20 protein-coding genes are annotated in these 21863 nt (G+C 73.3%); 6 read left to right on the forward strand and 14 right to left on the reverse strand.

What is annotated here, in order from left to right; all coding sequences use genetic code 11:
• Window positions 1–95: 95 nt before the first annotated feature.
• Window positions 96–1616 (reverse strand): polyprenol phosphomannose-dependent alpha 1,6 mannosyltransferase MptB, encoded by a 1521-nt coding sequence (gene mptB, locus ACTFTM_RS24000; RefSeq protein ID WP_449562717.1) that lies wholly within the window; start codon window positions 1614–1616, stop codon window positions 96–98.
• A 74-nt stretch (window positions 1617–1690) separates the two neighbouring features.
• On the reverse strand, window positions 1691–3091 hold the full coding sequence (gene mptB, locus ACTFTM_RS24005; RefSeq protein WP_449562718.1) for a polyprenol phosphomannose-dependent alpha 1,6 mannosyltransferase MptB: 1401 nt from the start codon (window positions 3089–3091) through the stop codon (window positions 1691–1693).
• Between the two features lie 44 nt (window positions 3092–3135).
• On the opposite strand from mptB (ACTFTM_RS24005), the gene ACTFTM_RS24010 reads away from it, so the two are divergent.
• On the forward strand, window positions 3136–4719 hold the full coding sequence (locus tag ACTFTM_RS24010) for a hypothetical protein (protein WP_449562719.1): 1584 nt from the start codon (window positions 3136–3138) through the stop codon (window positions 4717–4719).
• Window positions 4720–4724: 5 nt separating this feature from the next.
• Here the strand turns inward: ACTFTM_RS24010 and ACTFTM_RS24015 are convergent, their stop codons facing one another.
• Window positions 4725–7745, reverse strand: a complete 3021-nt coding sequence (locus ACTFTM_RS24015) for a bifunctional [glutamine synthetase] adenylyltransferase/[glutamine synthetase]-adenylyl-L-tyrosine phosphorylase (RefSeq protein WP_449562720.1) — start codon at window positions 7743–7745, stop codon at window positions 4725–4727.
• A complete protein-coding gene (locus tag ACTFTM_RS24020) occupies window positions 7745–8512 on the reverse strand; it encodes a type 1 glutamine amidotransferase (protein WP_449562721.1) in 768 nt (255 codons plus the stop codon). Before ACTFTM_RS24020 ends, ACTFTM_RS24015 begins: the two co-directional genes overlap by 1 nt.
• Window positions 8513–8603: 91 nt before the next feature.
• On the opposite strand from ACTFTM_RS24020, the gene ACTFTM_RS24025 reads away from it, so the two are divergent.
• Window positions 8604–9539 carry a S66 peptidase family protein gene (locus ACTFTM_RS24025; RefSeq protein ID WP_449562722.1) on the forward strand — a complete coding sequence of 312 codons (936 nt, stop codon included), beginning with the start codon at window positions 8604–8606 and terminating at the stop codon, window positions 9537–9539.
• A gap of 1 nt (window position 9540) precedes the next feature.
• Here ACTFTM_RS24025 and ACTFTM_RS24030 read toward each other — a convergent pair whose 3' ends face one another.
• Window positions 9541–10419: a Vgb family protein gene (locus ACTFTM_RS24030; protein ID WP_449562723.1), complete on the reverse strand. Its 879-nt coding sequence runs from the start codon at window positions 10417–10419 to the stop codon at window positions 9541–9543.
• 179 nt (window positions 10420–10598) lie between these two features.
• Between ACTFTM_RS24030 and ACTFTM_RS24035 the strand changes: the two genes are divergently transcribed.
• On the forward strand, window positions 10599–11087 hold the full coding sequence (locus ACTFTM_RS24035) for a hypothetical protein (RefSeq protein WP_449562724.1): 489 nt from the start codon (window positions 10599–10601) through the stop codon (window positions 11085–11087).
• A 173-nt stretch (window positions 11088–11260) separates the two neighbouring features.
• Here the strand turns inward: ACTFTM_RS24035 and ACTFTM_RS24040 are convergent, their stop codons facing one another.
• The 4 genes from ACTFTM_RS24040 to glnA form a co-directional block, all read right to left on the reverse strand.
• A complete protein-coding gene (locus ACTFTM_RS24040) occupies window positions 11261–11635 on the reverse strand; it encodes a VOC family protein (RefSeq protein ID WP_449562725.1) in 375 nt (124 codons plus the stop codon).
• A 194-nt stretch (window positions 11636–11829) separates the two neighbouring features.
• The gene (locus tag ACTFTM_RS24045) at window positions 11830–12522 is read right to left on the reverse strand and encodes a helix-turn-helix transcriptional regulator (protein WP_449562726.1); all 693 of its coding nucleotides are present in this window, start codon (window positions 12520–12522) and stop codon (window positions 11830–11832) included.
• Between the two features lie 96 nt (window positions 12523–12618).
• Window positions 12619–13044 carry a DUF350 domain-containing protein gene (locus tag ACTFTM_RS24050; RefSeq protein ID WP_355051479.1) on the reverse strand — a complete coding sequence of 142 codons (426 nt, stop codon included), beginning with the start codon at window positions 13042–13044 and terminating at the stop codon, window positions 12619–12621.
• 100 nt (window positions 13045–13144) lie between these two features.
• Window positions 13145–14494: a type I glutamate--ammonia ligase gene (gene glnA, locus ACTFTM_RS24055; RefSeq protein WP_449562727.1), complete on the reverse strand. Its 1350-nt coding sequence runs from the start codon at window positions 14492–14494 to the stop codon at window positions 13145–13147.
• Between the two features lie 237 nt (window positions 14495–14731).
• Between glnA and ACTFTM_RS24060 the strand changes: the two genes are divergently transcribed.
• Together ACTFTM_RS24060 and panB are read left to right on the forward strand one after the other, a co-directional pair.
• The gene (locus ACTFTM_RS24060) at window positions 14732–16489 is read left to right on the forward strand and encodes an NAD+ synthase (RefSeq protein WP_449562728.1); all 1758 of its coding nucleotides are present in this window, start codon (window positions 14732–14734) and stop codon (window positions 16487–16489) included.
• Between the two features lie 188 nt (window positions 16490–16677).
• On the forward strand, window positions 16678–17523 hold the full coding sequence (gene panB, locus ACTFTM_RS24065; RefSeq protein ID WP_449562729.1) for a 3-methyl-2-oxobutanoate hydroxymethyltransferase: 846 nt from the start codon (window positions 16678–16680) through the stop codon (window positions 17521–17523).
• 93 nt (window positions 17524–17616) lie between these two features.
• On the opposite strand, the gene ACTFTM_RS24070 is transcribed toward panB, so the two are convergent.
• Genes ACTFTM_RS24070 through ACTFTM_RS24080 form a run of 3 tightly spaced genes read right to left on the reverse strand, consistent with a single transcriptional unit; the run spans window position 17617 to window position 19240 of the window.
• Window positions 17617–18594 (reverse strand): NAD(P)-dependent alcohol dehydrogenase, encoded by a 978-nt coding sequence (locus ACTFTM_RS24070; RefSeq protein WP_449562730.1) that lies wholly within the window; start codon window positions 18592–18594, stop codon window positions 17617–17619.
• A complete protein-coding gene (locus ACTFTM_RS24075; RefSeq protein WP_449562731.1) occupies window positions 18591–18818 on the reverse strand; it encodes a helix-turn-helix transcriptional regulator in 228 nt (75 codons plus the stop codon). The genes ACTFTM_RS24070 and ACTFTM_RS24075 overlap by 4 nt, the downstream gene beginning before the upstream one ends.
• The gene (locus ACTFTM_RS24080) at window positions 18812–19240 is read right to left on the reverse strand and encodes a hypothetical protein (RefSeq protein WP_449562732.1); all 429 of its coding nucleotides are present in this window, start codon (window positions 19238–19240) and stop codon (window positions 18812–18814) included. Before ACTFTM_RS24080 ends, ACTFTM_RS24075 begins: the two co-directional genes overlap by 7 nt.
• A 142-nt stretch (window positions 19241–19382) precedes the next feature.
• On the opposite strand from ACTFTM_RS24080, the gene ACTFTM_RS24085 reads away from it, so the two are divergent.
• On the forward strand, window positions 19383–20633 hold the full coding sequence (locus ACTFTM_RS24085; protein WP_449562733.1) for a DUF222 domain-containing protein: 1251 nt from the start codon (window positions 19383–19385) through the stop codon (window positions 20631–20633).
• Between the two features lie 88 nt (window positions 20634–20721).
• Here the strand turns inward: ACTFTM_RS24085 and ACTFTM_RS24090 are convergent, their stop codons facing one another.
• Window positions 20722–21072 carry a hypothetical protein gene (locus ACTFTM_RS24090; RefSeq protein ID WP_449562734.1) on the reverse strand — a complete coding sequence of 117 codons (351 nt, stop codon included), beginning with the start codon at window positions 21070–21072 and terminating at the stop codon, window positions 20722–20724.
• Window positions 21073–21096: 24 nt separating this feature from the next.
• Window positions 21097–21795, reverse strand: a complete 699-nt coding sequence (gene npdG / locus ACTFTM_RS24095; protein ID WP_234586517.1) for an NADPH-dependent F420 reductase — start codon at window positions 21793–21795, stop codon at window positions 21097–21099.
• Window positions 21796–21863: the final 68 nt, after the last annotated feature.

The following is a 21863-nucleotide window of genomic DNA, read 5'->3' on the forward strand; positions in this document are numbered from 1 at the left end:
CAAGATCGTGCTCGATCCTGGATGTAGTGGTCTCGAACGCGCCGGAAACCACTACATCCACGTTCGAGCGCGATCTTCGCGTGTCCGACCGGTGGTCAGGGACGTGACCAGTGCTCCGGTCCGTTCCGCCGCACCTGTAGGAGCAGGAGCAGGAGCAGGACGGTCATCGCCACCGCGCCGGGGGCCTTGGTGAAGCGGGCCAGGTTGGTGCCGTCGGGCAGGACCAGAAAGGCCACTACCGCCACCGGCAGCGCGAACCATGTCGTCCGGGCGGCGGAGAGCGCGAGCAGTGCCAGCGGCCAGGTCGCGTACCAGGGGTGAAAGACCGGGGACAGGACGACGGTGGCGACCAGTGCGAGGCCGGCGCCGTGCAGCGCCGCGCGGCACCGCGCCGCGCCGACGGCCGATCCGTCCGAGTCGGCGGACAGCCCACCCGAGCCGGACGGCGACCCGCCCGAGTCAGCCGACAGCCCGGCCAAACCGGCGTCAGATCGCCGCCACGTTCGCCAGGTGCGCCACCAGAGGGCCACGAGCACGACCGCGAGCAGCACCAACGCGACCGCGCGGGTCACCGGCACGGCCTGCGGGTCGCGCCCGATCAGCGCGCCGGCGTAGTCGACGACGAATCCGACGGCGGTGGGCGGCGACGTCCACTGCTCGGAGTCCCCGCTGCGGGTCAGCCCGCCCACCCAGCCGAACCCCAGGCCGGTCAGCGCCGAGCTGCCCAGCACCGCGGCGACGAGGCCGCCGCCCAGCCACGCGCCGCTGCGGAACACCGTACGACCGGACGCTCCGACCAGCGCCGCGAACGGCACCACCACCACGGCGCTGGCCTTCACGGTCACCGCCAGCCCGAGCAGCGCCCCGGCGATCAGGAGCGCGGAGGGCCGGCCCGGCCGGCGGACCGCCACCAACAGTCCGCACAGCAGCAGCCCGAGCATCACGGCGTCGTTGTGCGCGCCGGCCACCAGGTGTACGCCGACCAGTGGCGCGGCCAGCGCCAGCCAGGCCGCCCGCCGGGTCGGCACGCCGGCCGCCCGGGCCAGATGCGGCAGGCAGCACGCCGCCAGCAGCACACCCGCCACCGCGATCACGCGCAGCAGCACGATCGTGCCGGTGAGCCCACCGCCGAGAACGACGGCCAGCGCCGCGAGCAGCACGAAGACCGGCCCGTACGGTGCGGGAGTGTTCCGCCAGATCGGTGCCACCGTCTCCACCCACGGGCAGCCGGCCGCCGCGACCGGAACCGCGTACGGGTCGACGCCGTGCGCGTAGGTCCAGCCCTGGCAGGCGTACGAGTAGACGTCCCGGCTGCCCAGGAACGGCGTGAGCAGCAGCGGCAGCGCCCACAGTCCGGCGGTGACGTACGCCCACCGGCCGGACGACGCACCGTCGCGCAGTGACCACCAAGCGCCGACCAGCAGCGCGGTGCCGACCAGCCAGCAGGCCAGCGTCGTCGGGCCGTGCGGGGCTTTCCAGATCGACGCGGGTGTGACGGTCAGCGGGGCGTCGGGCAACGCCCCACCGAGATACCCGGCCACCGCGAGCAGGACCGCACCGACCAGACCCGCGTACCGCGCAAGCCGGGCCGCCGACGAAGACGACGACGACAACAAGGACGACGACGACGAAGACGACGGGCTCGAAAACGGCGAAGGTGCGCCGGGAGTGGTCACCGGCGCACCTTCCCTCAGTCGACGGGGACCGGCTTTCGGGCCGCCCGAGCCGACCGTACCAACCGGATGGCCAGCACGATCACCAACAGCGTCATCAGGGGCGCACCGGCCGTCTTGGTGTACCGGGGCAGCCCGGTGCCATCGGGCAGGACCAGGAACGACGCGACCAGCGCCACCACCGTGAACCAGCCGGTACGCCGGGCGGTGGCCGCCAGCACCGCGAGGGGCCAGATCCAGTACCAGGGGTGGAACAGCGGCGCGAGGGCGACCGTGGCGGCCAGCGCCACGGCGGCGTGCCACAGGGGTTCGCGGTCGCGGGCCCGCCACCACAGCCACACCAGCAGCACCGCCAGCACCGCCATGCCGATCCCCCGGGTGACCCCGAGCGCGTCGACGTGCCCGCCGAAGGGCACCGCCAGGTAGCCGATGGTCTGCCCGACCGCCGTGGACGGCGAGGTCCAGGCGATGACGTCGCCGCCTCGGGCCAGCCCGCCGACCCAGCCGAAGTCGAGGCCGGCGGCGAAGGTCACCCCGACCACGACGGCGACCGCGCCGCCGACCACCCAGCCACCGTGGCGGATCAGCGCGCGGATCGAGTACCCGCCGACGATCGCGGCCAGCGCGGCAAACGGGACCACGACCAGTGCGGTCACCTTGATACCGGCGGCGAGACCGAGCAGCACGCCACCGGCGAGCAGCGGGCCGGGGCGTCCGGGCCGGGAGGCGATCACGGCCAGCCCGGCGACCAGCAGGCCGACCATCAGGGCGTCGTTGTGGGCGCCGGAGACCAGGTGCACGGCGACCAGCGGGCAGGCGAGCGTCAGCCAGACGGCCCGGGAGGCCGGTACACCCACCCGTCGGGCCAGCACCGGCAGGCTGACCGCCGTCAGCGCCACCCCGGCCACGGCGATCAGCCGGAACACCACGATCGCGCCGGTGAGCGAGCCGGTGGCCTTGACCACCGCGCCGGACAGCACCACGAACAGCGGCCCGTACGGCGCGGGGGTATCCCGCCAGATGTACGAGATGGTGTCCAGCCAGGGGCAGGGCAGCGCGGAGACGCCCTGCTCGTACGGGTTGATCCCGGCGGCGTAGCTGGCGCCCTGGCAGGCGTACGCGTAGACGTCCCGGCTGGCCAGCGGCGGCGCGATCAGCAGCGGCAGCAGCCAGAGCCCGACGGTGACCAGCGCCCAGCGGGTCGACGGCACGTCGTCGCGCAGGGACCACCAGGCGTACGCCAGCAGCGCGGTGCCGACCAGCCAGGCGATGAGCACCAGCGGCCCGTTCGGGCCCTGCCAGATGCTGACCGGGTTGCTGCGCAGCGGTGAGTCGGGCAGTGCGCCGCCCAGGAAAGCGGCGACGGCGAGGAGCGCCGATCCCGCCAGTCCGGTCCAGCGCGCGAGGTGGTGAGGCACGCCGGACATGCTGCCAGTACGGTTGTCGCGGTACGGAGGTGGGCATGCGGCGCAGTCGGGTGGTGGCGGTGGCCGCCGGTTGCTCCGTCGTGCTCGGCGCGCTCTGGCTGGCCCTGCCGCTGATGGGTTCGGACCTGGCCGCGCAGGTCGCCCGCGCCGACTTCTTCGCCGCCCACGGTCTCACTCCGGTGGACCTGCGCTGGTACGGCGGGGTGCAGCAGTTCGGCTACAGCCTGGTGTCGCAGCCCGTGATGGCGGTGCTCGGCGTGCGGGTGACCGGTGCGCTGGCGCTGGTGGCGTCGGCGACCGCGCTGGCGGCGTTGCTGGTCCGCAGCCCGGTGCCCCGGCCGCTGCTGGGCAGCCTGGTCGGCGTGGTCACGCTGGCCGGCAACCTGGTGTCGGGCCGGGTGACGTACGCCCTCGGTGTCGCCTTCGGGCTGGCGGCGCTGGTCGCGCTGACTCGGGGCGTACCCTCGGGTCGTCGTGTGGCGTTGGCCGCGGGCGGCGCGTTGCTGGCGTCGGCGACGAGCCCGGTGGCCGGCCTGTTCGTCGGCCTGGCGGGCGCGGCGCTGCTGCTGGCCCGCCGGTACGCCGACGGGCTGGCGCTCGGTGTCGCGGCGGCCGTGCCGCTGGCCGCGACCGCGGTGCTCTTCGGCGACGGCGGCTGGATGAACATCAGCCGCACCGACACTGTGCGGGCGGTGGTGACGAGCCTGCTGGTGGCGGCGCTGGTGGCGTACCGGCCGGTGCGGTTCGGCGCGCTGCTGGCCGCCGCCGGGGTGCTGGTCGCCGCCGGAGTGCACACGCCGGTGGGGTTGAACGCGACCCGGTTGGCGACGATGTTCGCGCTGCCGGTGCTGGCCGCCGCCGCCCGCCCGCCGGCCTGGCTCTCTACCCGCCTGGCCCGCCGGCCGAGTGTCGGGCCCGTGCCGGTGCGGCTGTTGGGTGGGATCGGCCTGGCCGCGCTGCTGGCGGCAGTGTGCGTCTGGCAGCCGCCGGTGGTCCCCGCCGACCTGCGCGGCATCGGCGACCCGAGCAGCGCGCCCGGCTACCACGCGCCGCTGCGCGCGTTCCTGGCCGGGCAGCGGCTCACCGGTCGGGTCGAGGTGCCGCCGACGCGCAACTACTGGGAGGCGGCCCGCCTCGGCGAGGTGCCGTTGGCCCGGGGCTGGCTGCGGCAGGCCGACATCGACCGCAACCCGCTCTTCTTCACCACCGTGCCCGGCGCGACCGGCACCGGCGTTCCGTTGACGGCGGCCAGCTACCGGGCCTGGCTGACCGACAACGCCGTGCAGTACGTGGCGGTGCCGGACGCCCCGCTGTCCTGGGTGGGGCGGGCCGAGGCGGAACTCGTCGAGGGCGGCCTGCCGTACCTGACCCCGGCCTGGTCCGGCGCGCACTGGCGGGTCTGGGCGGTGGCCGACCCGACGCCGCTGGTCGCCGCGCCCGCCGAGCTGGTTCGCGCGGACGGCGCGGCGGTGACCTTCCGGGCACCGGCCGCCGGCCCGGTGGCTGTCCGGGTGCGGCACAGCCGCTGGCTGACCGCCTCCGGCGGCGCGACCGTCGCCGCCGACGGGGACTGGACCGTCGTCACCGTCCCCCGCGCCGGCGAGTACACCCTCGGCTGACCTTCCTACCCCTCGAGCACGCGCTGGGCGGCGGCGCGGGAGCGGCGGCCGGTGCGCAGGTACTCGTCGAGGAACTCCCCCGGATCGTCGCGGCCGAGCAGCCGGACCACCCCCGCCAGCTCCGCGCCGTGCCGGGGCAACTGGTCGCCGGCCCGGCCCCGGACCAGCATCAGCGCGTTGCGGACCTGCGCGGCCAGGGACCAGCCGGCGGCCATCTCCGCGGCGTCCGCCGGATCGACCAGGCCGGCCCGCTCGGCCGCCGCGAGGGCATCGAGGGTACGCGTGCCGCGCAGCTCCGGAATCGCGCCCGCGTGTCGGAGCTGGACGAGTTGGACCGCCCACTCCACGTCGGCCAGCCCGCCCCGGCCCAGCTTCGTGTGGGTGGCCGGGTCGGCTCCGCGCGGCAGCCGCTCGGTCTCCACCCGGGCCTTGATCCGGCGGATCTCGACGACCTGCTCGCGGGTCAGCCCGTCGGCCGGGTAGCGCACCGGCTCGATCATCGCCTCGAACTCGGCGCCCAGGTCGGCGTCGCCGCAGACGAACCGGGCGCGCAGCAGCGCCTGCGCCTCCCACACGCGTGACCAGCGGGCGTAGTACTGGGCGTACGCGGCGAGGCTGCGCACCAGCGGACCCTGCCGGCCCTCGGGGCGCAGGTCGGCGTCGACACCGAGCGGCGGGTCGGGCGCGGGCATGCCGAGCAGTCGACGCAGCTCCTCCGCGATGGCGTGCGCGGCGGCGCTGGCGGCGCTCTCGCTGCTGCCGGCGGGCGGGTCGTAGACGAAGAGCACGTCGGCGTCGGAGAGGTAGTTCGACTCGTACCCGCCGAGCCGGCCCATCCCGATCACCGCGAAGCGCAGCCCGTCCGGGGCCGGTTGGCTGGCCCGCGCGGCCCGCAGCGCGGCGGCGAGGGTGGCGTCGGTGACGTCGGCCAGGGCCGTACCGACCTCGGTGATGTCGGCCAGACCGGGCGACGGCCGCGTCGCGCTCTCCGCCCTGGTCGGGCTGGGTGCGAGCGCGCCGGCTCGGCAGAGCACGTCCGCGCAGGCCACCCGGACCAGCTCCCGGCGGCGCAGCGCCCGCACCGCCCGGGTCGCCTCGACCGGGTCGGTGTGCCGGGCCGCCGCCGCGAGGAAGCCCTCCCGCAGCACCGGGCGCGGACGCGGCGACAGCTCGTTCTCCTCGGCCAGCAGCCGCAGCGCCTCCGGGTCGCGGGCGAGCAGGTCGGCGACGTACCGGGACAGGGCCAGGACCCGGGCCAGCCGACGGGCGACGGGACCGCCGTCGCGCAGCAGCCGCAGGTACCAGGGGGTGCTGCCCAGTTTGTCGGAGACCTTGCGGTAGTTGAGCAGCCCCCGGTCCGGCTCCGGCGCGTCGGCGAACTCGCTCAGCAGTACCGGCAGCAGGGTCCGCTGGATGGCCGCCGTACGACTCACCCCGCCGGTGAGCGCCTGGAGGTGACGCAGCGCCCCGGCCGGGTCGGCGAAACCAAGGATCTCCAGCCGGTGCCGGGCCGCCTCCGGGGTGAGCCGGAGCCCGTCGGCCGGCACCCGGGCCACCGACTCCAGCAGCGGCCGGTAGAGCAGTTTGGCGTGCAGCCGTCGTACCTCGGTGGCGTGGGTGACCCAGTCGGACCGGAAGCTCTCGACGGCGCTGCGGCCCGGCGTGGCCACGAAACCCAGCGCGGCGGCCAGCCAACGCAGCGCGCCCGGCTCGGTGGGCACGGTGTGCGTGCGGCGCAGGGCCTGGAGTTGGAGCCGGTGCTCGACGGCCCGCAGGAAGCGGTAGCCGCGCAGCAACGATTCGCCGTCGGCGCGGCCGACGTAGCCGCCGGCGACGAGCGCGCGCAGCGCCGGGATGGTGCCCGGCGCCCGCAGCGTCTCGTCGCCGCGGCCGTGTACGAGTTGCAGGAGCTGGACGGCGAACTCGATGTCCCGCAGCCCGCCCGGACCGCGCTTGATCTCGCGTTCCAGCTCCTTCGGCGGGATGTTGTCGATGATCCGGCGGCGCATCGCGCGGACGTCCTCGACCGCCTCGGGGCGTTCGGCGGCGCTCCACACCAGCGGCGCGAGCTCGTCGATCCACTCCTGGGCCAGCGGCAGGTCCCCGGCGGCCGGGCGGGCTTTGAGCAGCGCCTGGAACTCCCAGGTGCGCGCCCACCGGCGGTAGTAGGCGAGGTGGCTGGCGAGGGTACGCACCAGCGGCCCGCGGCTGCCCTCGGGCCGCAGGGCGGCGTCCACCGGCCAGGCGACCATCCCGCAGACGGATATCAGCCGGGTGGCCACCTGCGTCGCGGCGGGCAGGTCGACGTCCTCGGCGGCCACGAAGATCACGTCCACGTCGGAGACGTAGTTCAGCTCGCCGCCGCCGCACTTGCCCATGGCCACCACGGCCAGCCGGGGACGCTCGGTGCCCGCCGCCAACTCGGCGACGGCGATCTCGTACGCGGCGGCCAGCGTCGCGTCGGCCAGCGCGGACAGCGCGGCCATCGTCTGCTCCAGGGCCCGGCCGCCGGTGAGGTCGGCCGCCGCGATCCGCAGCAGGGAGAGCCGGTACGCGGCACGCAGCACCGCCACCGGGTTGCCGTCACCGACCGGTTCCAGCCGACCGTCGGCGATCGGCGCGAGCCCGTCCGGCGCGGTGCGCAGCGCCAGGCAGTGCTCGGGATTCGCCACCAGATGGTCGCCGAGCGCCGACGACGCGCCCAGCACGGCGATCAGCCGACGCCGCAGCCCCGGGTCGGCGTGCAGCTCCGCGAGCAGCGGCGACGCGTCGGTGTCGCCGGTGGTCCGTCGTTCGGCCTCGACGATGCGGTGCAGTTGACGCAGCGCCAGGTCCGGGTCGGCGGCCCGGGACAGCGCGGCGAGTAACTCCCCGGCCGTGTCGTCGACCGGCTCCTGCTCCACCGGCTGCCAGAGACCCAGCCCGTCCGGGCCGAGCAGGTCGGCGGCGCGCGCGCCGCCGTCGCCCTCGGCGGTGCCGAAGCCGTAGCGGGCGAGCCGACCGGGGGCCCTCGTCGGCCGGCTCATCAGTGCCCGAGCAGCGGCAGGCCGGGCCGGATCGTGCTGTCGTCCAACTCGCCCAGGGCCAGCGCGGCGAACCGGGCGGCGAACGGCTGCCAGACCTCCTCGACGTCCACCATCACCGAGTCGCAGGCCGCCACCACCAGCTCCGGGTCGTAGCCCAACTCGGCGAGCAGGGTCGAGTCGGTGGCCCAGTCGGCGATCATCGCGGTGTCGCACTCGATGTGGAACTGCAACCCCCAGGCCCGGTCACCGAGCCGGAACGCCTGGTGCGGATAACGGGTGGAGGCCGCCAGCAGGGTGGCGCCCCGGGGCAGCTCGGTGATCTCGTCGGAGTGCCACTGGAGCACGTCCGGGATCAGCGGCACGTACCGGAACAGCGGGTCCTGTTCGGCGGCGTCGCGCCGGCCGACCACACCGGGGCCGATCTCCGGCCCGGACGGGCTCCGTTCGACCAGCCCGGCGTGCGCCGTGGCGAGCAACTGCGCGCCCAGGCAGACGGCCAGGGTCGGCACCCGGTACCGGACCGCCTTACGCAACAGCCCCTCCACGGCCGGGAACCAGGGCGCGCCGGGCGAGCCGTCCGGCAGCGGGTACGCCTGCTGGTCGCCACCCAGCACCACCAGCGCCGCGTACCCCTCGAGGTCGGCGGGAAGTTCGTCACCGGCGTGCGGGCGGACCACCCACAACTCCAGCCCTGCCTCGGTCAGCCACTCACCCAACCGGCGCGCGTCGTCCGTCGGGTCGTTCTCGATCACCAGCGCGGTTGCCACCCGTCGAGGCTAGCGGGTGCGGCGCGCTCCGCCACGCCCCCGGCACCCGCTGGCGGTTCCGGTGCCGACGCGATGGCTAGGCTCTGCGGTTGTGATCAACGAGGAGACCGCCGTCGTCCGCCCGCCCGTCCTACGCCCGGGCGACGCCGTGCTGCTCGTCTCGCCGTCCGGGCCGACCTCGCCGGAACGGGTGGCCCGGGGCATGGAGTTGCTCACCAGCTGGGGTCTGCGCCCGATACCGGCCCCGAACGCGTACGCCCGCCATGGCTACCTCGCCGGCACCGACGACCTGCGCGCCGCCGACCTGAACGCGGCGTTCGCCGACCCCGAGATCCGTGGGGTGATCTGCACCCGGGGCGGGTACGGCGCCCAGCGGATCGTCGACGCCATCGACATGGCGGCCGTACGCCGCGACCCGAAGGTGGTGGCCGGTTTCTCGGACATCACCGCGTTGCAGCTCGCCCTGTGGCGGGGCGCCCGACTGGCCGGGGTGCACGGCCCCGGGGCGGCCTGGCGGGACGAGCGGACGCCGCTGCGCTCCGCCGAGTCGCTGCACGCGGCGCTGATGACCACCGAACCGGTGACCGTCGAGGCGGTACCCACCGAGGAGACCTTCGACGTCCGTGTCCCCGGCCGCGCCACCGGCACCCTGCTCGGCGGGAACCTGTGCCTCGTCGCCGCCTCGATCGGCACACCGGACCTGCCCGATCTGACCGGCGCGGTGCTGTTGATCGAGGACGTGCAGGAGCCCCCGTACAAGGTCGACCGGATGCTGACCCAGCTCCGCCGGTCCGGGGCGCTGGACGGGCTGGCCGGGGTGGCGGTCGGACAGTTCACCGACTGCGGCGACGGCTGGGACACCACGATCGTCGACGTGCTCACCGAGCGCCTCGGCGACCTGGGCGTACCGGTCCTCGGCGGCCTCCCCATCGGCCACGGCCCCAACCAACTGACCGTCCCGGTAGGCACCGAAGCACTCCTGGACACCGAATCCGAAACCCTGACAGTCACCCCCGCGGTCCGGTAGGTCAGCGGGGCAGGTGGGCCAGTGCGCCGGTTTCGAGGGCTGCCCACACTCCGTCGGGAGTGTGGACGATGCCGTGCGGTTCCGACTGCGGGGTGGGTAGGACCCAGCTCTCGAATCGTCCGGTCGGATCGAGGTGACCGATCCGGTTGGCGCCCCACTCGGTGAACCAGGCCCCACCCGCGGGATCGGCCACGATCGCGTGCGGGCGTGCGGCCCGGTCCGGCAGCGGATACTCGACGATCACGCCATCGGCGTCGATCCGTCCGACCTGGCCGGCGGTGATCTCCACGAACCAGACGGCGCCGTCCACGCCCGGGGCGATGCCGACCGGCCCGGCGTCCGCGGTGGGCAACGGGTACAGCGTCACCGTGCCGTCGAGGGCGATCCGGCCGATCGCGTTCGCGCGGTTGAGGGTGAACCAGAGGGCATCGTCCGCGCCGGCAGTGATCATCGAGGGGAACCCGCCGCTGACCGGCAGCGGAAAGGTGGTCACCCGGCCGTCGGTGGCCACCCGGCCGATCGTGTCGGAGGTCATCCCCGCGTACCAGAGCGCCCCGTCGGGCCCGGCCGCGATGCCACCCGGCCCGGCGCCGGGCGGCAGGGCGATCGTGCGCTGCGCGCCGTCGACGGTGATCCGACCGATCCGGTCATCTCCGGAGCGGGTGAACCAGAGCGCTCCGTCCGGGCCCGAGGTGATGATCAACGGGCGGCCCCCGGCGGGTTCCAGCGGGTAGGTCCGGACCGGGCCGTCGGGGTCCAGGCGGGCGATGCCACCGCCATGGACCAGCGTCAGCCACAGCGCGCCGTCGGGCCCGACCGTGATGCCGTACGGGCCGACGCCCGGCTCGGCGAGCGCGATCTCCCGGATCTCGACTGTCATCTCGGCGTACGTCCCTTCGTCGGCGGCGTACCGACCCTGGCCGCCCGACAAGCGACGGCACAACCGATTTCCGCCCCCCGTTTGTCAGCGCGCTGACAGGTTCGCCACGGGTCGCACCCAGGCTTACCCGTCACTGTCGGTGACGACATCGCGTATCACCTAGCCTTCTGGAGGAGAGCATGTCCCGCACCATCAGTAGGAAGCACATGCTGGCCGGTCTCGCCGCCGCCGGCGTCCTCGGCGTCGGGATCGCGGCCCCGACGATCGCCTTCGCCGCCGACACCCCGACGCCGAGCGCCAGCACCGCCCCGGTGCCCGGGGCCAAGGCCGACCGGCAGGGCCAGTTCGCCGAGGAGTTGGCCAAGGAACTGGGCGTGCCGACCGACAAGGTGACCGCCGCGCTGGAGAAGATCCGCGAGCAGCACCGGCCGGCCGATCGGCCGCAGCGTCACTCTCCCGAGGAGCGCAAGGCCGCGCTCAAGGAGCGGCTGGACCAGGCCGTCAAGGACGGCAAGCTCACTCAGGAGCAGGCCGACGCCATCACCAAGGCCGTCGAGGCCGGCGTCTTCCCGGGCGGCCACCGTGGCCCGCTCGGCCACGGCGGCCCCGCCGGACAGGGCGGCCCCGCCGGACAGGGCGGCCCCGCCGGACAGGCCGGCCCGGCCTGATCCACTCGACTTCCGTGAATTCGGGGTGTCCGGCGGTCCCGGATACCCCGACTTCCACGATGTCGAGTTGATCAGCGCCGATGTGGCGGTGTCCATCGCACTCGGACACCGCCACATCGGCGACCTGGAGTCGATCTTGCGCCTGGCAGGCCGCAGGGCACCCGCCCTCGGCGTCAGCCCTGCGCGGGTGGGGACGCGAACACGCCCAGGTGGTTGCCGGTCGGGTCGGTCAGCCGGGCCAGCGTGAGCCCGGTGGGCGTGGTCCGGGGCGGCACGAGCACCTTTCCACCGGCCGCCTCGGCCCGCCGGCAGGTCTCCGCCACGTCGGTGACCTCGGCGTAGAAGATCGTGTAGTTCGGCGTCGAGCCGTCGATCGCCCGGATCGCCCCACCGATCCCGGTGTCGCCACCAGCCCCGGTCGTCCGGTAGGAACCGGCGGCCCCGCCCTCCTCGGTGAAGGTCCAGCCGAACAGGTCGCCGTAGAAGCGCTCCGCCTCCTCCGGCCGGTCGGTACCGATCTCGAACCACGTGACGGGCGTCGCGGACATGCTTCCTCCAGGTCTTCCCGAGCCGGCCGTTCGGCCGGCTTCCGGTGCAGTCTCGAGGCCGCTCGCGACACCGTCCTGTCGGTGTTTCCGGATCACCCGGCCGGGTGGCCGCCCGGGACCGCACGCTCACACGCCCGGACCGCACCGCTCACACCGCCCGGGACCGCACGCTCAGACCGCCCGGGACGGCACGCTCAGACCAGACTCAGCGCGCGGACGCGCTCGTGCGGGATGTCCAGGTCCTCCAGGCGGAGGTCCCGGACCACCACCTCCGGCAGGGCCTCGACCTCGCGGATACGGTCGGTGCGGAAACATCGCACCTCGCCGCGCAGGCGGCACCAGGCCACCAGGTACCAGTGGTGACTGTTGCCGAGGTAGCCCAGCGGCTCGACGGCCCGGAGCGAGTCGACGCCGGCGCGGTCGGCGTACCGGATGCGCAGCACCCGCCGCGCGGCGACCGCGTGGGCGACGGTGGCCGGGACGGGCGTGGCCGGCCCGTCGCCGATCAGGTGCACCCGGCCGGCGAGCCGGTGCGCCTCGGCGGCGTCGGCGGCCGGCAGTACCGCCAGCAGTTTCCGCAGCGCGGTGGCGCCCGGCCCGGCGAACGGGGAGCCGGCGAGCCGGTGCAGCGCCACCGCCATCGCGACCGCCTCGGCGGCGGTCAGGTTGACCGGCGGCAGGGTGTGGGCGCGGTCCAGGACGTAACCGCCGGTACGCCCGGGCTCGGCCCAGATCGGCACCCCGGCCTGCTGGAGCGCGCCGATGTCCCGTTCGATGGTCCGGCTGCTGACCTCGAAGCGCACGGCCAGCCAGCGCGCGCTGCGCGGCCGCGGCGACACGGCCCGCAGCTCCTCGACCAGGGCGTAGAGCCGATCCGTGCGGTTCATGCCCGGCACGCTACGACCGGGGTACGACGCCCGCGCCCGGACGACGCCGGCTCAGGCGATGCAGGCGCAGACGACGCGGGCTCAGGCGACGCGGGCTCAGGCGATGCAGGCGCAGACGATCAGCGCGGCGCCGAAGTGCGTGGCGGCGCTGACCCGGGCGGCCGGGTGCGGCTCGGACGAGCAGATGACCTCGCCGAGCTTGCCCGGGGTGAGCAGGTCCAGCACGAAGAAGGCCAACGCCATGATGGCCAGCCCGACCAGCCCGAACACCACGGTCGAGGCGAGACCCTTGGCGAAGTCGCTGTAGCTGGTGAGGATCGCCGTGAAGACGATGCCGGCGATGCCGAGCTGGTTGGCGGCGAGCAGCAGCCCCGCGTTGGTGTTGCGCTCGACCCAGATCAGCTCCCGCAGCCGCCCCGGGGTCAGCAGGTCGACGAGCCCGAACCCGGCCGCCATGAGCCCGACGCCCACGATCCCGAACACGACGCTCTGCCAGGCACCGCTGAGCAGGTCCTCCAGCACCGACTGCCTCCCGAGTCTCCGCCCGGAAGGGGTACCGGCGCGGTGATCGAGACGATAGCGGCAGCGGGCAAGCCCGTCAGCCCCGCGCCGATGCCCTGCCCTACAGCGCCAGGTAGCGCTGCCGCTCGTACGGAGTGACCTCGCGGCGGTACTGCTCCCACTCGGCCCGCTTGTTGCGCAGGAAGAAGTCGAAGACGTGCTCGCCCAGCACCTCGGCGACCAGTTCGGACCCGGCCATCACGTCGATCGCCTCGGCCAGGTTCTCCGGCAGCGCCTCGTACCCCATGGCGCGGCGCTCGGCGCTGCTCAGCGACCAGACGTCGTCCTCGGCTCCCGGCGGCAGCTCGTAGCCCTCCTCGATGCCCTTGAGGCCCGCGCCGAGCAGCACCGCGAAGGCGAGGTACGGGTTCGTCGCCGAGTCCAACGAGCGGACCTCGACCCGGGCCGAGTTGGGCTTGCCGTACGCGGGCACCCGGACCAGCGCGGACCGGTTGAGGTGACCCCAGCAGACGTACGCCGGGCTCTCGGTGATCCGGTCCGGCAGCGCCTGCGGAAAGAGTCGCTTGTACGAGTTGACCCACTGGTTGGTGACCGCCGTGTACTCGCGGGCGTGCATCAGCAGGCCGGCGATGAAGGACTTCGCCACCTTGGAGAGCTTCATCGGGTCGCCACCGTCGTGGAAGGCGTTGCGCTCGCCCTCGAACAGCGACAGGTGGGTGTGCATGCCGCTGCCGGGCTGGTCGGTGAACGGCTTCGGCATGAAGCTGGCCTGCACACCGGTGGAGAGCGCGACCTCCTTGACCACGTGCCGGAAGGTCATGATGTTGTCGGCGGTGGTCAGCGCGTCGGCGTACCGCAGGTCGATCTCCTGCTGGCCGGGCGCGACCTCGTGGTGGCTGAACTCCACCGAGATGCCGATCCGCTCCAGCGCCAGCACGCCCTGGCGACGGAAGTCGCGGGCCACGGCGTGGGTGGTGTGCTCGAAGTAGCCGCCGGTGTCGACCGGGGTGGGCACCGAGCCGTCCTGCGGGCCGTTCTCGAGCAGGAAGAACTCGATCTCGGGGTGGGTGTAGAAGGTGAAGCCCTTCTCGGCCGCCTTGGACAATGCGCGGCGCAGCACGTGCCGGGGGTCGGCCCAGGAGGGGCCGCCGTCGGGCAGCAGGATGTCGCAGAACATCCGGGCGCTCTCGCCGCTGACCCCACCCTCGAACGGGAAGACCTGGAAGGTGGTCGGGTCGGGCATCGCCACCATGTCCGATTCGAAGACGCGCGCGAAGCCCTCGATCGCCGAGCCGTCGAAGCCGATGCCCTCCTCGAAGGCCGCTTCCAACTCCGCGGGCGCCACCGAGACGCTCTTGAGCGTGCCCAGCACGTCCGTGAACCACAGCCGGACGAACCGGATGTCCCGCTCTTCCAGCGTACGGAGGACGAACTCCTGCTGACGGTCCACTTCCCCAACCCCTCGCGACACTCTTTGTCCGCCTTGGCCGGGCTGCGCCCGACCTGACCGCCCAGTGTTCCCGGGCCTGGTTACGCAGACGTTACGCGAACCGCCGCCGCCCGTCCCCTCGTGTCCCGCCCGGCGAGCGGTACCGATGCGGCACGACGGCGGCGCGGCGTCCGCACGTGGCCGCCGTCTCGTCCGAGGGTACGGATTCGTCCGCCGAAGCTGGGGCAAGATGAGGGCATGCCCACCCTGCGTCTCGCCCTGTCCCAGGTCAACCCGAGCGTCGGCGACCTCGCCGGCAACGCCGACCTGGTCCGTCGCTGGACCCGCCAGGCGGCCGACGCCGGCGCCCAGTTGGTGCTCTTCCCGGAGATGATGTTGACCGGCTACCCGGTCGAGGACCTGGTCTTCCGGCGGTCCTTCGTCGCCGCGTCCCGGGCCGCCCTGCGGCAGCTCGCGGCCGACCTCGCCGGCGACGGTCTCGGTGACCTGCCGGTCGTGGTCGGCTACCTGGACGCCGACGGGCCGCCGCAGGTCAGCGGGGACGCCGAGCCGGGGCGCGGGGCACGCAACGCCGCCGCGCTGCTGCACCGGGGCGAGGTCGTGGCCCGCTACTTCAAGCACCACCTGCCCAACTACGGGGTGTTCGACGAGGACCGCTACTTCGTCTCCGGCGACGAGCTGACCGTCGTGCGGATCGGCGGGGTGGACGTCGCGCTGACCATCTGCGAGGACCTGTGGCAGGCCGGCGGGCCGTTCACCGCCGCCCGACAGGCCGGCGTCGGGCTCGTGGTCAACATCAACGGCTCGCCGTACGAGTTGAACAAGGACGACATCCGGCTGCCGCTGGTTCGCCGCCGGGCCGCCGAGGCGAACGCCACCATCGCGTACGTGAACATGATCGGCGGGCAGGACGAGCTGGTCTTCGAGGGCGATTCCATGATCGTCACCTCCGACGGCGACCTGCTCACCCGCGCCCCGCAGTTCGTCGAGCACCTGCTCGTGCACGACGTCGAGCTGCCGGCCGCGACCACCACCCCGGGCGGCGAGACCATCGCGGACGGCATGCGGGTGGCGTACCACACAGTGGATCCCATCCCGCCCGCGCCGACCGGTCCCGCCGTCACCGGTGGGCTGATCGAGCCGGTCGCCGACGAGGCCGAGGTCTGGCACGCGCTGGTGCTCGGCCTGCGCGACTACGTCAACAAGAACCGGTTCTCGTCGGTGGTGCTCGGTCTCTCCGGCGGCATCGACTCGGCGGTGGTGGCCGCGCTCGCCGTCGACGCGCTCGGCCCCGACCGGGTGGTCGGCGTGTCGCTGCCCAGCCAGCACTCCTCCGAGCACTCCCGTGAGGACGCCGCCGACCTGGCCAAGCGCACGGGGCTCGACTACCGCGTAGAGCCGATCCAGCCGATGGTGGACGCCTTCCTGGCGAACCTGTCGCTGTCCGGGATCGCCGTGGAGAACCTCCAGGCCCGGGTTCGCGGTGTCATCCTCATGGCGCTGTCGAACCAGGAGGGCCACCTGGTGTTGACCACCGGCAACAAGAGCGAGCTGGCGGTCGGCTACTCCACCCTGTACGGCGACTCGGTGGGCGGCTTCAACCCGATCAAGGACGTCTGGAAGACGCTGGTGTGGCGGCTGGCGAAGTGGCGCAACACGGACGCGGTCCGTCGCGGCGAGACCGCCCCCATTCCGGAGAACTCGATCGGCAAGCCGCCGAGCGCCGAGCTGAGCCCGGGCCAGCTCGACAGCGACTCCCTGCCCGACTACGACGTGCTGGACCCGATCCTCATCGGCTACGTCGACGGCGACCTGGGCCGGAACGGGCTGGTCGAGTCGGGCCACGACCCGGCCGTGGTCGACAAGGTGCTGCGACTGGTGGATACCGCCGAGTACAAGCGACGCCAGTCCGCGCCGGGCACGAAGATCTCCATGAAGGCGTTCGGCCGGGACCGTCGGCTGCCGATCACGAACCGGTGGCGCGAGCACGGCTGACCTCGTACACCCGATGGGGTTGCCGGGCCGGTGGCGCGGGCCCGGCGCCCTACCGGCGGGCTCGCGCCCGGCGAGCCCGGGTGGCGGAGTGACATCTTGCACTGTGCCCTGCCGCCGCCCCACCTCGCGGTGCGACGATCGGCGGAGCCCGGGGACCGCGCATGCGGCCTCGAGGAAGGGAGACAGTCATGATCGAGTCCACTCCGCACGAGGTGACCGCGCTGTACGGCGGACCGGCCACCCGTCGGGTCCGCACCCGCGACCTGATCGCCGCCAAGGAGCGCGGCGAACGGTGGCCGATGCTCACCTCGTACGACCAGTACACGGCGGGGATCTTCGACCGCGCCGGCGTACCGGTGCTGCTGGTCGGTGACTCGGCGGCGAACAACGTCTTCGGCTACGAGACCACTCTGCCGATCACCGCCGACGACCTGTTGCCGCTGGTACGGGCCGTGGTGCGCTCGACGAGGCAGGCCCTCGTCGTCGGTGACCTGCCGTTCGGCTCGTACGAGGAGGGCCCCGCCCAGGCGCTGCGCACCGCCGTCCGGTTCATGAAGGAGGGCGGCTGCCACGCGGTGAAGCTGGAGGGCGGTCGACGCTGTGCCGCGCAGATCGCCGCGATCGTCGGCGCCGGCATCCCGGTGATGGCGCACATCGGCTTCACCCCGCAGAGCGAACACACCCTGGGCGGCTACCGGGTGCAGGGCCGGGGCGACACGGCCGACGAGGTGTTGGCCGACGCGCGGGCGGTGGCCGAGGCCGGCGCGTTCGCGGTGGTGCTGGAGATGGTGCCGGGCGTGGTGGCCAAGCAGATCACCCACGAGCTGTCCATCCCCACCGTCGGCATCGGCGCCGGCCCGGACACCGACGCCCAGGTGCTCGTCTGGCAGGACATGGCCGGCCTGCGCACCGGCAAGGCGCCCCGTTTCGTGAAGCGCTACGCCGATCTCGCGGACGTCCTCACCGATGCCACCCGTCGCTTCGCCGACGAGGTCCGCGGCGGCGAGTTCCCCGCCGCCGAGCACACCTTCTAGGTGGTCAAGTGGCCCGGGCCGGCGGGGGGCCACGTCCACCTCCCGTCGCCCGGTCCCGGTCGCCGTGGCTGAACGGTCGCGGCGACCGCCGGGTCACACGGTGACGACGATCTTCCCCGCCGGGTGTCCATGCCGGAGGTGGCGGATCGCGTCCGCCGCCTGGGCCAGCGGATAGGTGCGGTCGACCGCCGGGGTGAGCGCGCCCGACTCGATGAGGTTCCCCAGCTCGTCCAGGTCCGTGGTGCGCTCGACTGCGCTCACGCTCCGCAGCCGTTGACCGACGAACAGGGACAGCAGCGGCGCGCGGACCATCTGCCGGTCGTAGCCGCTGAGCACGGGACCCCTGGTGTACGTGCCGCCGACGAGCGCCAGTGTCCCGTGGGGGGTGAGGGCGCGGCGCAGAAGAGAGATCGGCCGATCGCCGCCGGTGTCGATGACCACGTCGTAGATCGGGCCACGGCGGTCGACCTCTTCGGTGGTGTGGTCGAGGATGTCGTCGGCGCCGAGGGCGCGTACGAACGCGGCCCTGGCGGGCGTGCAGACGGCGGTGACCGTCGCCCCGTACGCCTTGGCGATCTGTACGGCGTGCGACCCGACGCCGCCGGACGCGCCGATGACCAGGACGCGGTGCCCTCGGCGCACCGCGCCGCTGTCGCGGACCGCACGCAGCGCCGTCATCCCGGAGACCGGCGCGGCGGCGGCCTGCGCGAACGACAGGTTGGCCGGTTTGCGGGCCAGCCGCCGCTCCGGCGCGCTCGCGAACTCGGCGTACGAGCCGCGCGGACAGGTGCCGAACACCTCGTCGCCGGGCTGGAACCGGGTCACCCGCGCGCCGACCGCAACGACCACCCCGGCCAGGTCCCGCCCACGCACCGGAACCCGGGGCCGGCGCAGCCCGCTGGCCAGCCGCGCCAGGTACGGGCGACCCGTCATGAAGATCCACACGCCGGGGTCGACCCCGGCGGCACGGACCTGGACGAGGACCTCGTCGTCCCGCACGGCCGGTTGGTCGATGTCGCGGAGGTGCAGCACGTCGGGCGGGCCGTAGCTGTCCTGGACGATGGCCTTCATGGCGCCGCCTCCTCGGGGTACTGAAAGACGTCGTCGAGACGCGCGTCGAACAATCGGGCGATCTTGAACGCCATCTCCAGCGACGGCGAGTAGCGACCCTGCTCGATGGCGATGACGGTCTGCCGGGTCACGCCGATCCGCTCGGCGAGCTCGGCCTGGGTCATCTCGCCGTGCGCGAAGCGCAGCGCGCGGATGTTGTTCGTGACGCGGGTCGGCTTCACCACTGCGGGACACCCTTGCGATAGACGATCACCTTGGCCAGCGAGCCGACCACCGCCGACAGGACGAAGCACAGGTAGATGACGTTGGCGATCCAGAACCAGTCCCACTCGGCCAGCGCCATCAGCATCGCCGACACCGCGCCGATGGCCACGAACGCCTGGCCGACGTGGTCACCGAGCCGTCCGATCTCCCGGTCACGGACGTCCTTGGCTCGGGAGGCTCCCGGGTTGACCACACCCATCCCGATCTCGGCGACGACGGCCGCGACGACGGCCCCGCCGACCGTCCACAACAGCACGGCGGCGTACGGGGTGGCGGTGAGCGGGCCGCCGTCGACCCGGTTGAGGACGACGGCGGCGTAGACGGCGTAGCCCACCACACTGACCACCAGCATGATCCAGGCGCGTTTCTCCTCGTGCGTCACGACCGCCTCCTACTGTAAAGAATTCTTGACACACCCATAGTATGGCGTCTTTGACATCGTGTCTAAAAAGTTTTACATAGGCAGCTCGCCCTCATCGATCATGGTAGCTGTTTTTGTCGTACACCTGTTCTATTCTCGGGGTGTGATTGAGGAGTTGGCGCAGGCGCGGGGCGCGGTGGTGGCATCCGCCGCCGCGCCCGTCTGGGCCCTCGCGGAGCACGACCTGGTCGCCGCGCTCGACGCCGTTCATCGGCTCGAGCAGCAGCTCGCGGCGGTCAAGCTGGCCCTGGTGCGCGAGCTGGACGGCCGGGGCACGGCGCGGGCGCAGGGCGCGTCGTCGACGGCGGTCTGGTTACGCGACCGCCTCCGGTTGACCGTGCCCGCCGCCCGCCGGTTGGTCGAATTCGCCAGCGTCCTCGACACGGGCGTTCCGGAGGTCCGCCAGGCGCTGGCCGATGGGGATGTCAGCCTGGAGCAGGCCCGCGTCATCGCCGACACCGTCGACAGCGTGCGGACCACCGCCGACGCCGAGGTCGCCACCAGAGCCGCCGGCGTCCTGGTCGACTGGGCCGGCCGGTTCGACCCCACCCTGCTGCGCAAGCTCGGCACCCGCATCCTCGACCACGTCGCCCCCGAGATCGCCGACGCCGCCGCCAAGGCCGCCCTCGACGCCGAAGCCCGCCGCGCCACCCGGGACCGTCACCTCACCCTCTCCGAGCTGACCGACGGCCGGCTCCGATTGAGCGGCACCCTCGACGCGGAGACCGCCGGCCTGCTCCGCACCGCCATCGACCCACTGACCGCGCCCTGCGGCCAGGACGACCAGCGGTCACCCGGGCAACGGCGGCACGACGCACTCGGCGACCTGTGCCGACTCGCCCTGCGCACCGGTGAGCTGCCCGAGCACGGCGGCGAGCCCACTCAACTCGTGGTCACCACCAGCTTCGACGGCCTCGCCCAACAGCTCGGCGCGGGCACCCTCGACACCGGCTTCGGGCTCACCGCCGAGACCGTCCGACGGCTGGCCTGCGACGCGGCGATCCTGCCCGCCGTGCTCGGCAGCGCCGGCCAGACACTCGACGTCGGCCGCCAACGCCGACTCGTCACCGGGCCCCTGCGCCGCGCCCTGGTACTCCGCGACCGCGGCTGCGCCTTCCCCGGCTGCGACCGACCACCACGCTGGTGCGACGCCCACCACATCCACCACTGGACCGACGGCGGCCACACCAGCCTGACCAACTCGGTGCTCCTCTGCGGCCACCACCACCGCCACCTGCACCACGGCGAGTGGACGGTCCGCCTGGGCGGCGACGGCCACCCCGAATTCGTCCCGCCCGCCTGGCTCGACCCGGAGCAGATCCCCCGCCGCAACCACTACCACCGACGAACGTGACGCTGTCCGGAGGCGATCCACTCGTACGGATGGATCCCTACTGACAAGTGCCGGCTGCGCCAGCACGGGTGCCGGTGATGACGCGGGGCTACTTCTCGCGCACCTCGCGGTTGTCGGGCAGATCGAGGTACGCCAGCAGCCGCAGCAGCCCGCTCACGTGCGAAAGGTCGTGCCGCAGCGACACGAAGCCCTCTGCACCACCCCGCTGCAAGAGGCTCGTCAACTCGGCGACATCGTCGCTGCTCTGCCCGCAGTCGATCTCCGACCCGGGCTGCTGAACCATCCGAAATGCCGCACCCAGGTCCATGTTCCAGTAGTAGTCGACGTCGAGCTGTGACAGCTGGATCTCCGGACCGAATCGGCTCTCCGCCGCGTCCAACAACATCGAGCACGCTCGGCGCAGATCCGCGATCCTCAACACCGCGTCGGAATCGGTCATGCCCCATGATCCCCCAGGGCGCGCTCAGAGGTCGGTGACGCGGATGCCGGCGTGGGCCTTGTAGCGCTTGTTGATGGCGATCAGGTTCGCCGTGAACGCCTCGATCTGGTGGGCGTTGCGCAGCCGACCGGCGTAGATGCCGCGCATCCCGGGGATCCGGGCGGCGAGCGCCCCGACGATGTCGACGAGTTCCCGGTCCTCGGTGCAGATCAGCACGTCAAGGTCGATCCGGTCGACCTCGGGGTCGGCCAGCAGTGGCGCGCTGACGTGGTTGAACGCGGCGCAGACCCGGGAGTCGGGCAGCAGCGCGGCGGCCTGCTGGACGGCGCTGCCCTCGTCGACGGTGAGCGCGTACGGGCCCTGCTTGTCGAAGCCCAGCGGGTTGACGCAGTCCACGACGATCGTGCCGGCCAGTGGCTCGGCGAGAGCGGCGACGGTGGCGGCGTGGCCGTCCCACGGCACTGCGATGATCACCACGTCGCTGCGGCGGGCCACCTCGTCGTTGGCCGCGCCGGTGATGCGGACGTCGGCCGGCATCCGGGGCAGCGCGGCGATCTCGGCGGCGGACTCGGCGGCCCGCTCGGCGGACCGGGAGCCGATCAGCACCGTCTGCCCGGCCCGGGCGAGTCGGTAGGCGAGGCCACGCCCCTGGTCGCCGGTGCCGCCGATGATGCCGACCGTCAGCCCGGAAACGTCGGGCAGCGTGCTCGCGTCGTATGCCATGGACTCATCCTCGCAAACCGCTGGGCACGCCTGTGTGGCCAGCCGCTGTGACAATCCCCGCCGGACGC

The organism is Micromonospora sp. RB23, from assembly GCF_053585025.1.

Excerpts from the sequence above, each read along its gene's own strand:
- ACTFTM_RS24010 (WP_449562719.1), top strand. The coding sequence starts at position 3,136 with ATGCGGCGCAGTCGGGTGGTGGCGGTGGCCGCCGGTTGCTCCGTCGTG.
- ACTFTM_RS24015 (WP_449562720.1), bottom strand. The coding sequence starts at position 7,745 with ATGAGCCGGCCGACGAGGGCCCCCGGTCGGCTCGCCCGCTACGGCTTC.
- ACTFTM_RS24030 (WP_449562723.1), bottom strand. The coding sequence starts at position 10,419 with ATGACAGTCGAGATCCGGGAGATCGCGCTCGCCGAGCCGGGCGTCGGC.
- ACTFTM_RS24035 (WP_449562724.1), top strand. The coding sequence starts at position 10,599 with ATGTCCCGCACCATCAGTAGGAAGCACATGCTGGCCGGTCTCGCCGCC.
- ACTFTM_RS24040 (WP_449562725.1), bottom strand. The coding sequence starts at position 11,635 with ATGTCCGCGACGCCCGTCACGTGGTTCGAGATCGGTACCGACCGGCCG.
- ACTFTM_RS24045 (WP_449562726.1), bottom strand. The coding sequence starts at position 12,522 with ATGAACCGCACGGATCGGCTCTACGCCCTGGTCGAGGAGCTGCGGGCC.
- ACTFTM_RS24060 (WP_449562728.1), top strand. The coding sequence starts at position 14,732 with ATGCCCACCCTGCGTCTCGCCCTGTCCCAGGTCAACCCGAGCGTCGGC.
- panB (WP_449562729.1), top strand. The coding sequence starts at position 16,678 with ATGATCGAGTCCACTCCGCACGAGGTGACCGCGCTGTACGGCGGACCG.
- ACTFTM_RS24070 (WP_449562730.1), bottom strand. The coding sequence starts at position 18,594 with ATGAAGGCCATCGTCCAGGACAGCTACGGCCCGCCCGACGTGCTGCAC.
- ACTFTM_RS24090 (WP_449562734.1), bottom strand. The coding sequence starts at position 21,072 with ATGACCGATTCCGACGCGGTGTTGAGGATCGCGGATCTGCGCCGAGCG.
- npdG (WP_234586517.1), bottom strand. The coding sequence starts at position 21,795 with ATGGCATACGACGCGAGCACGCTGCCCGACGTTTCCGGGCTGACGGTC.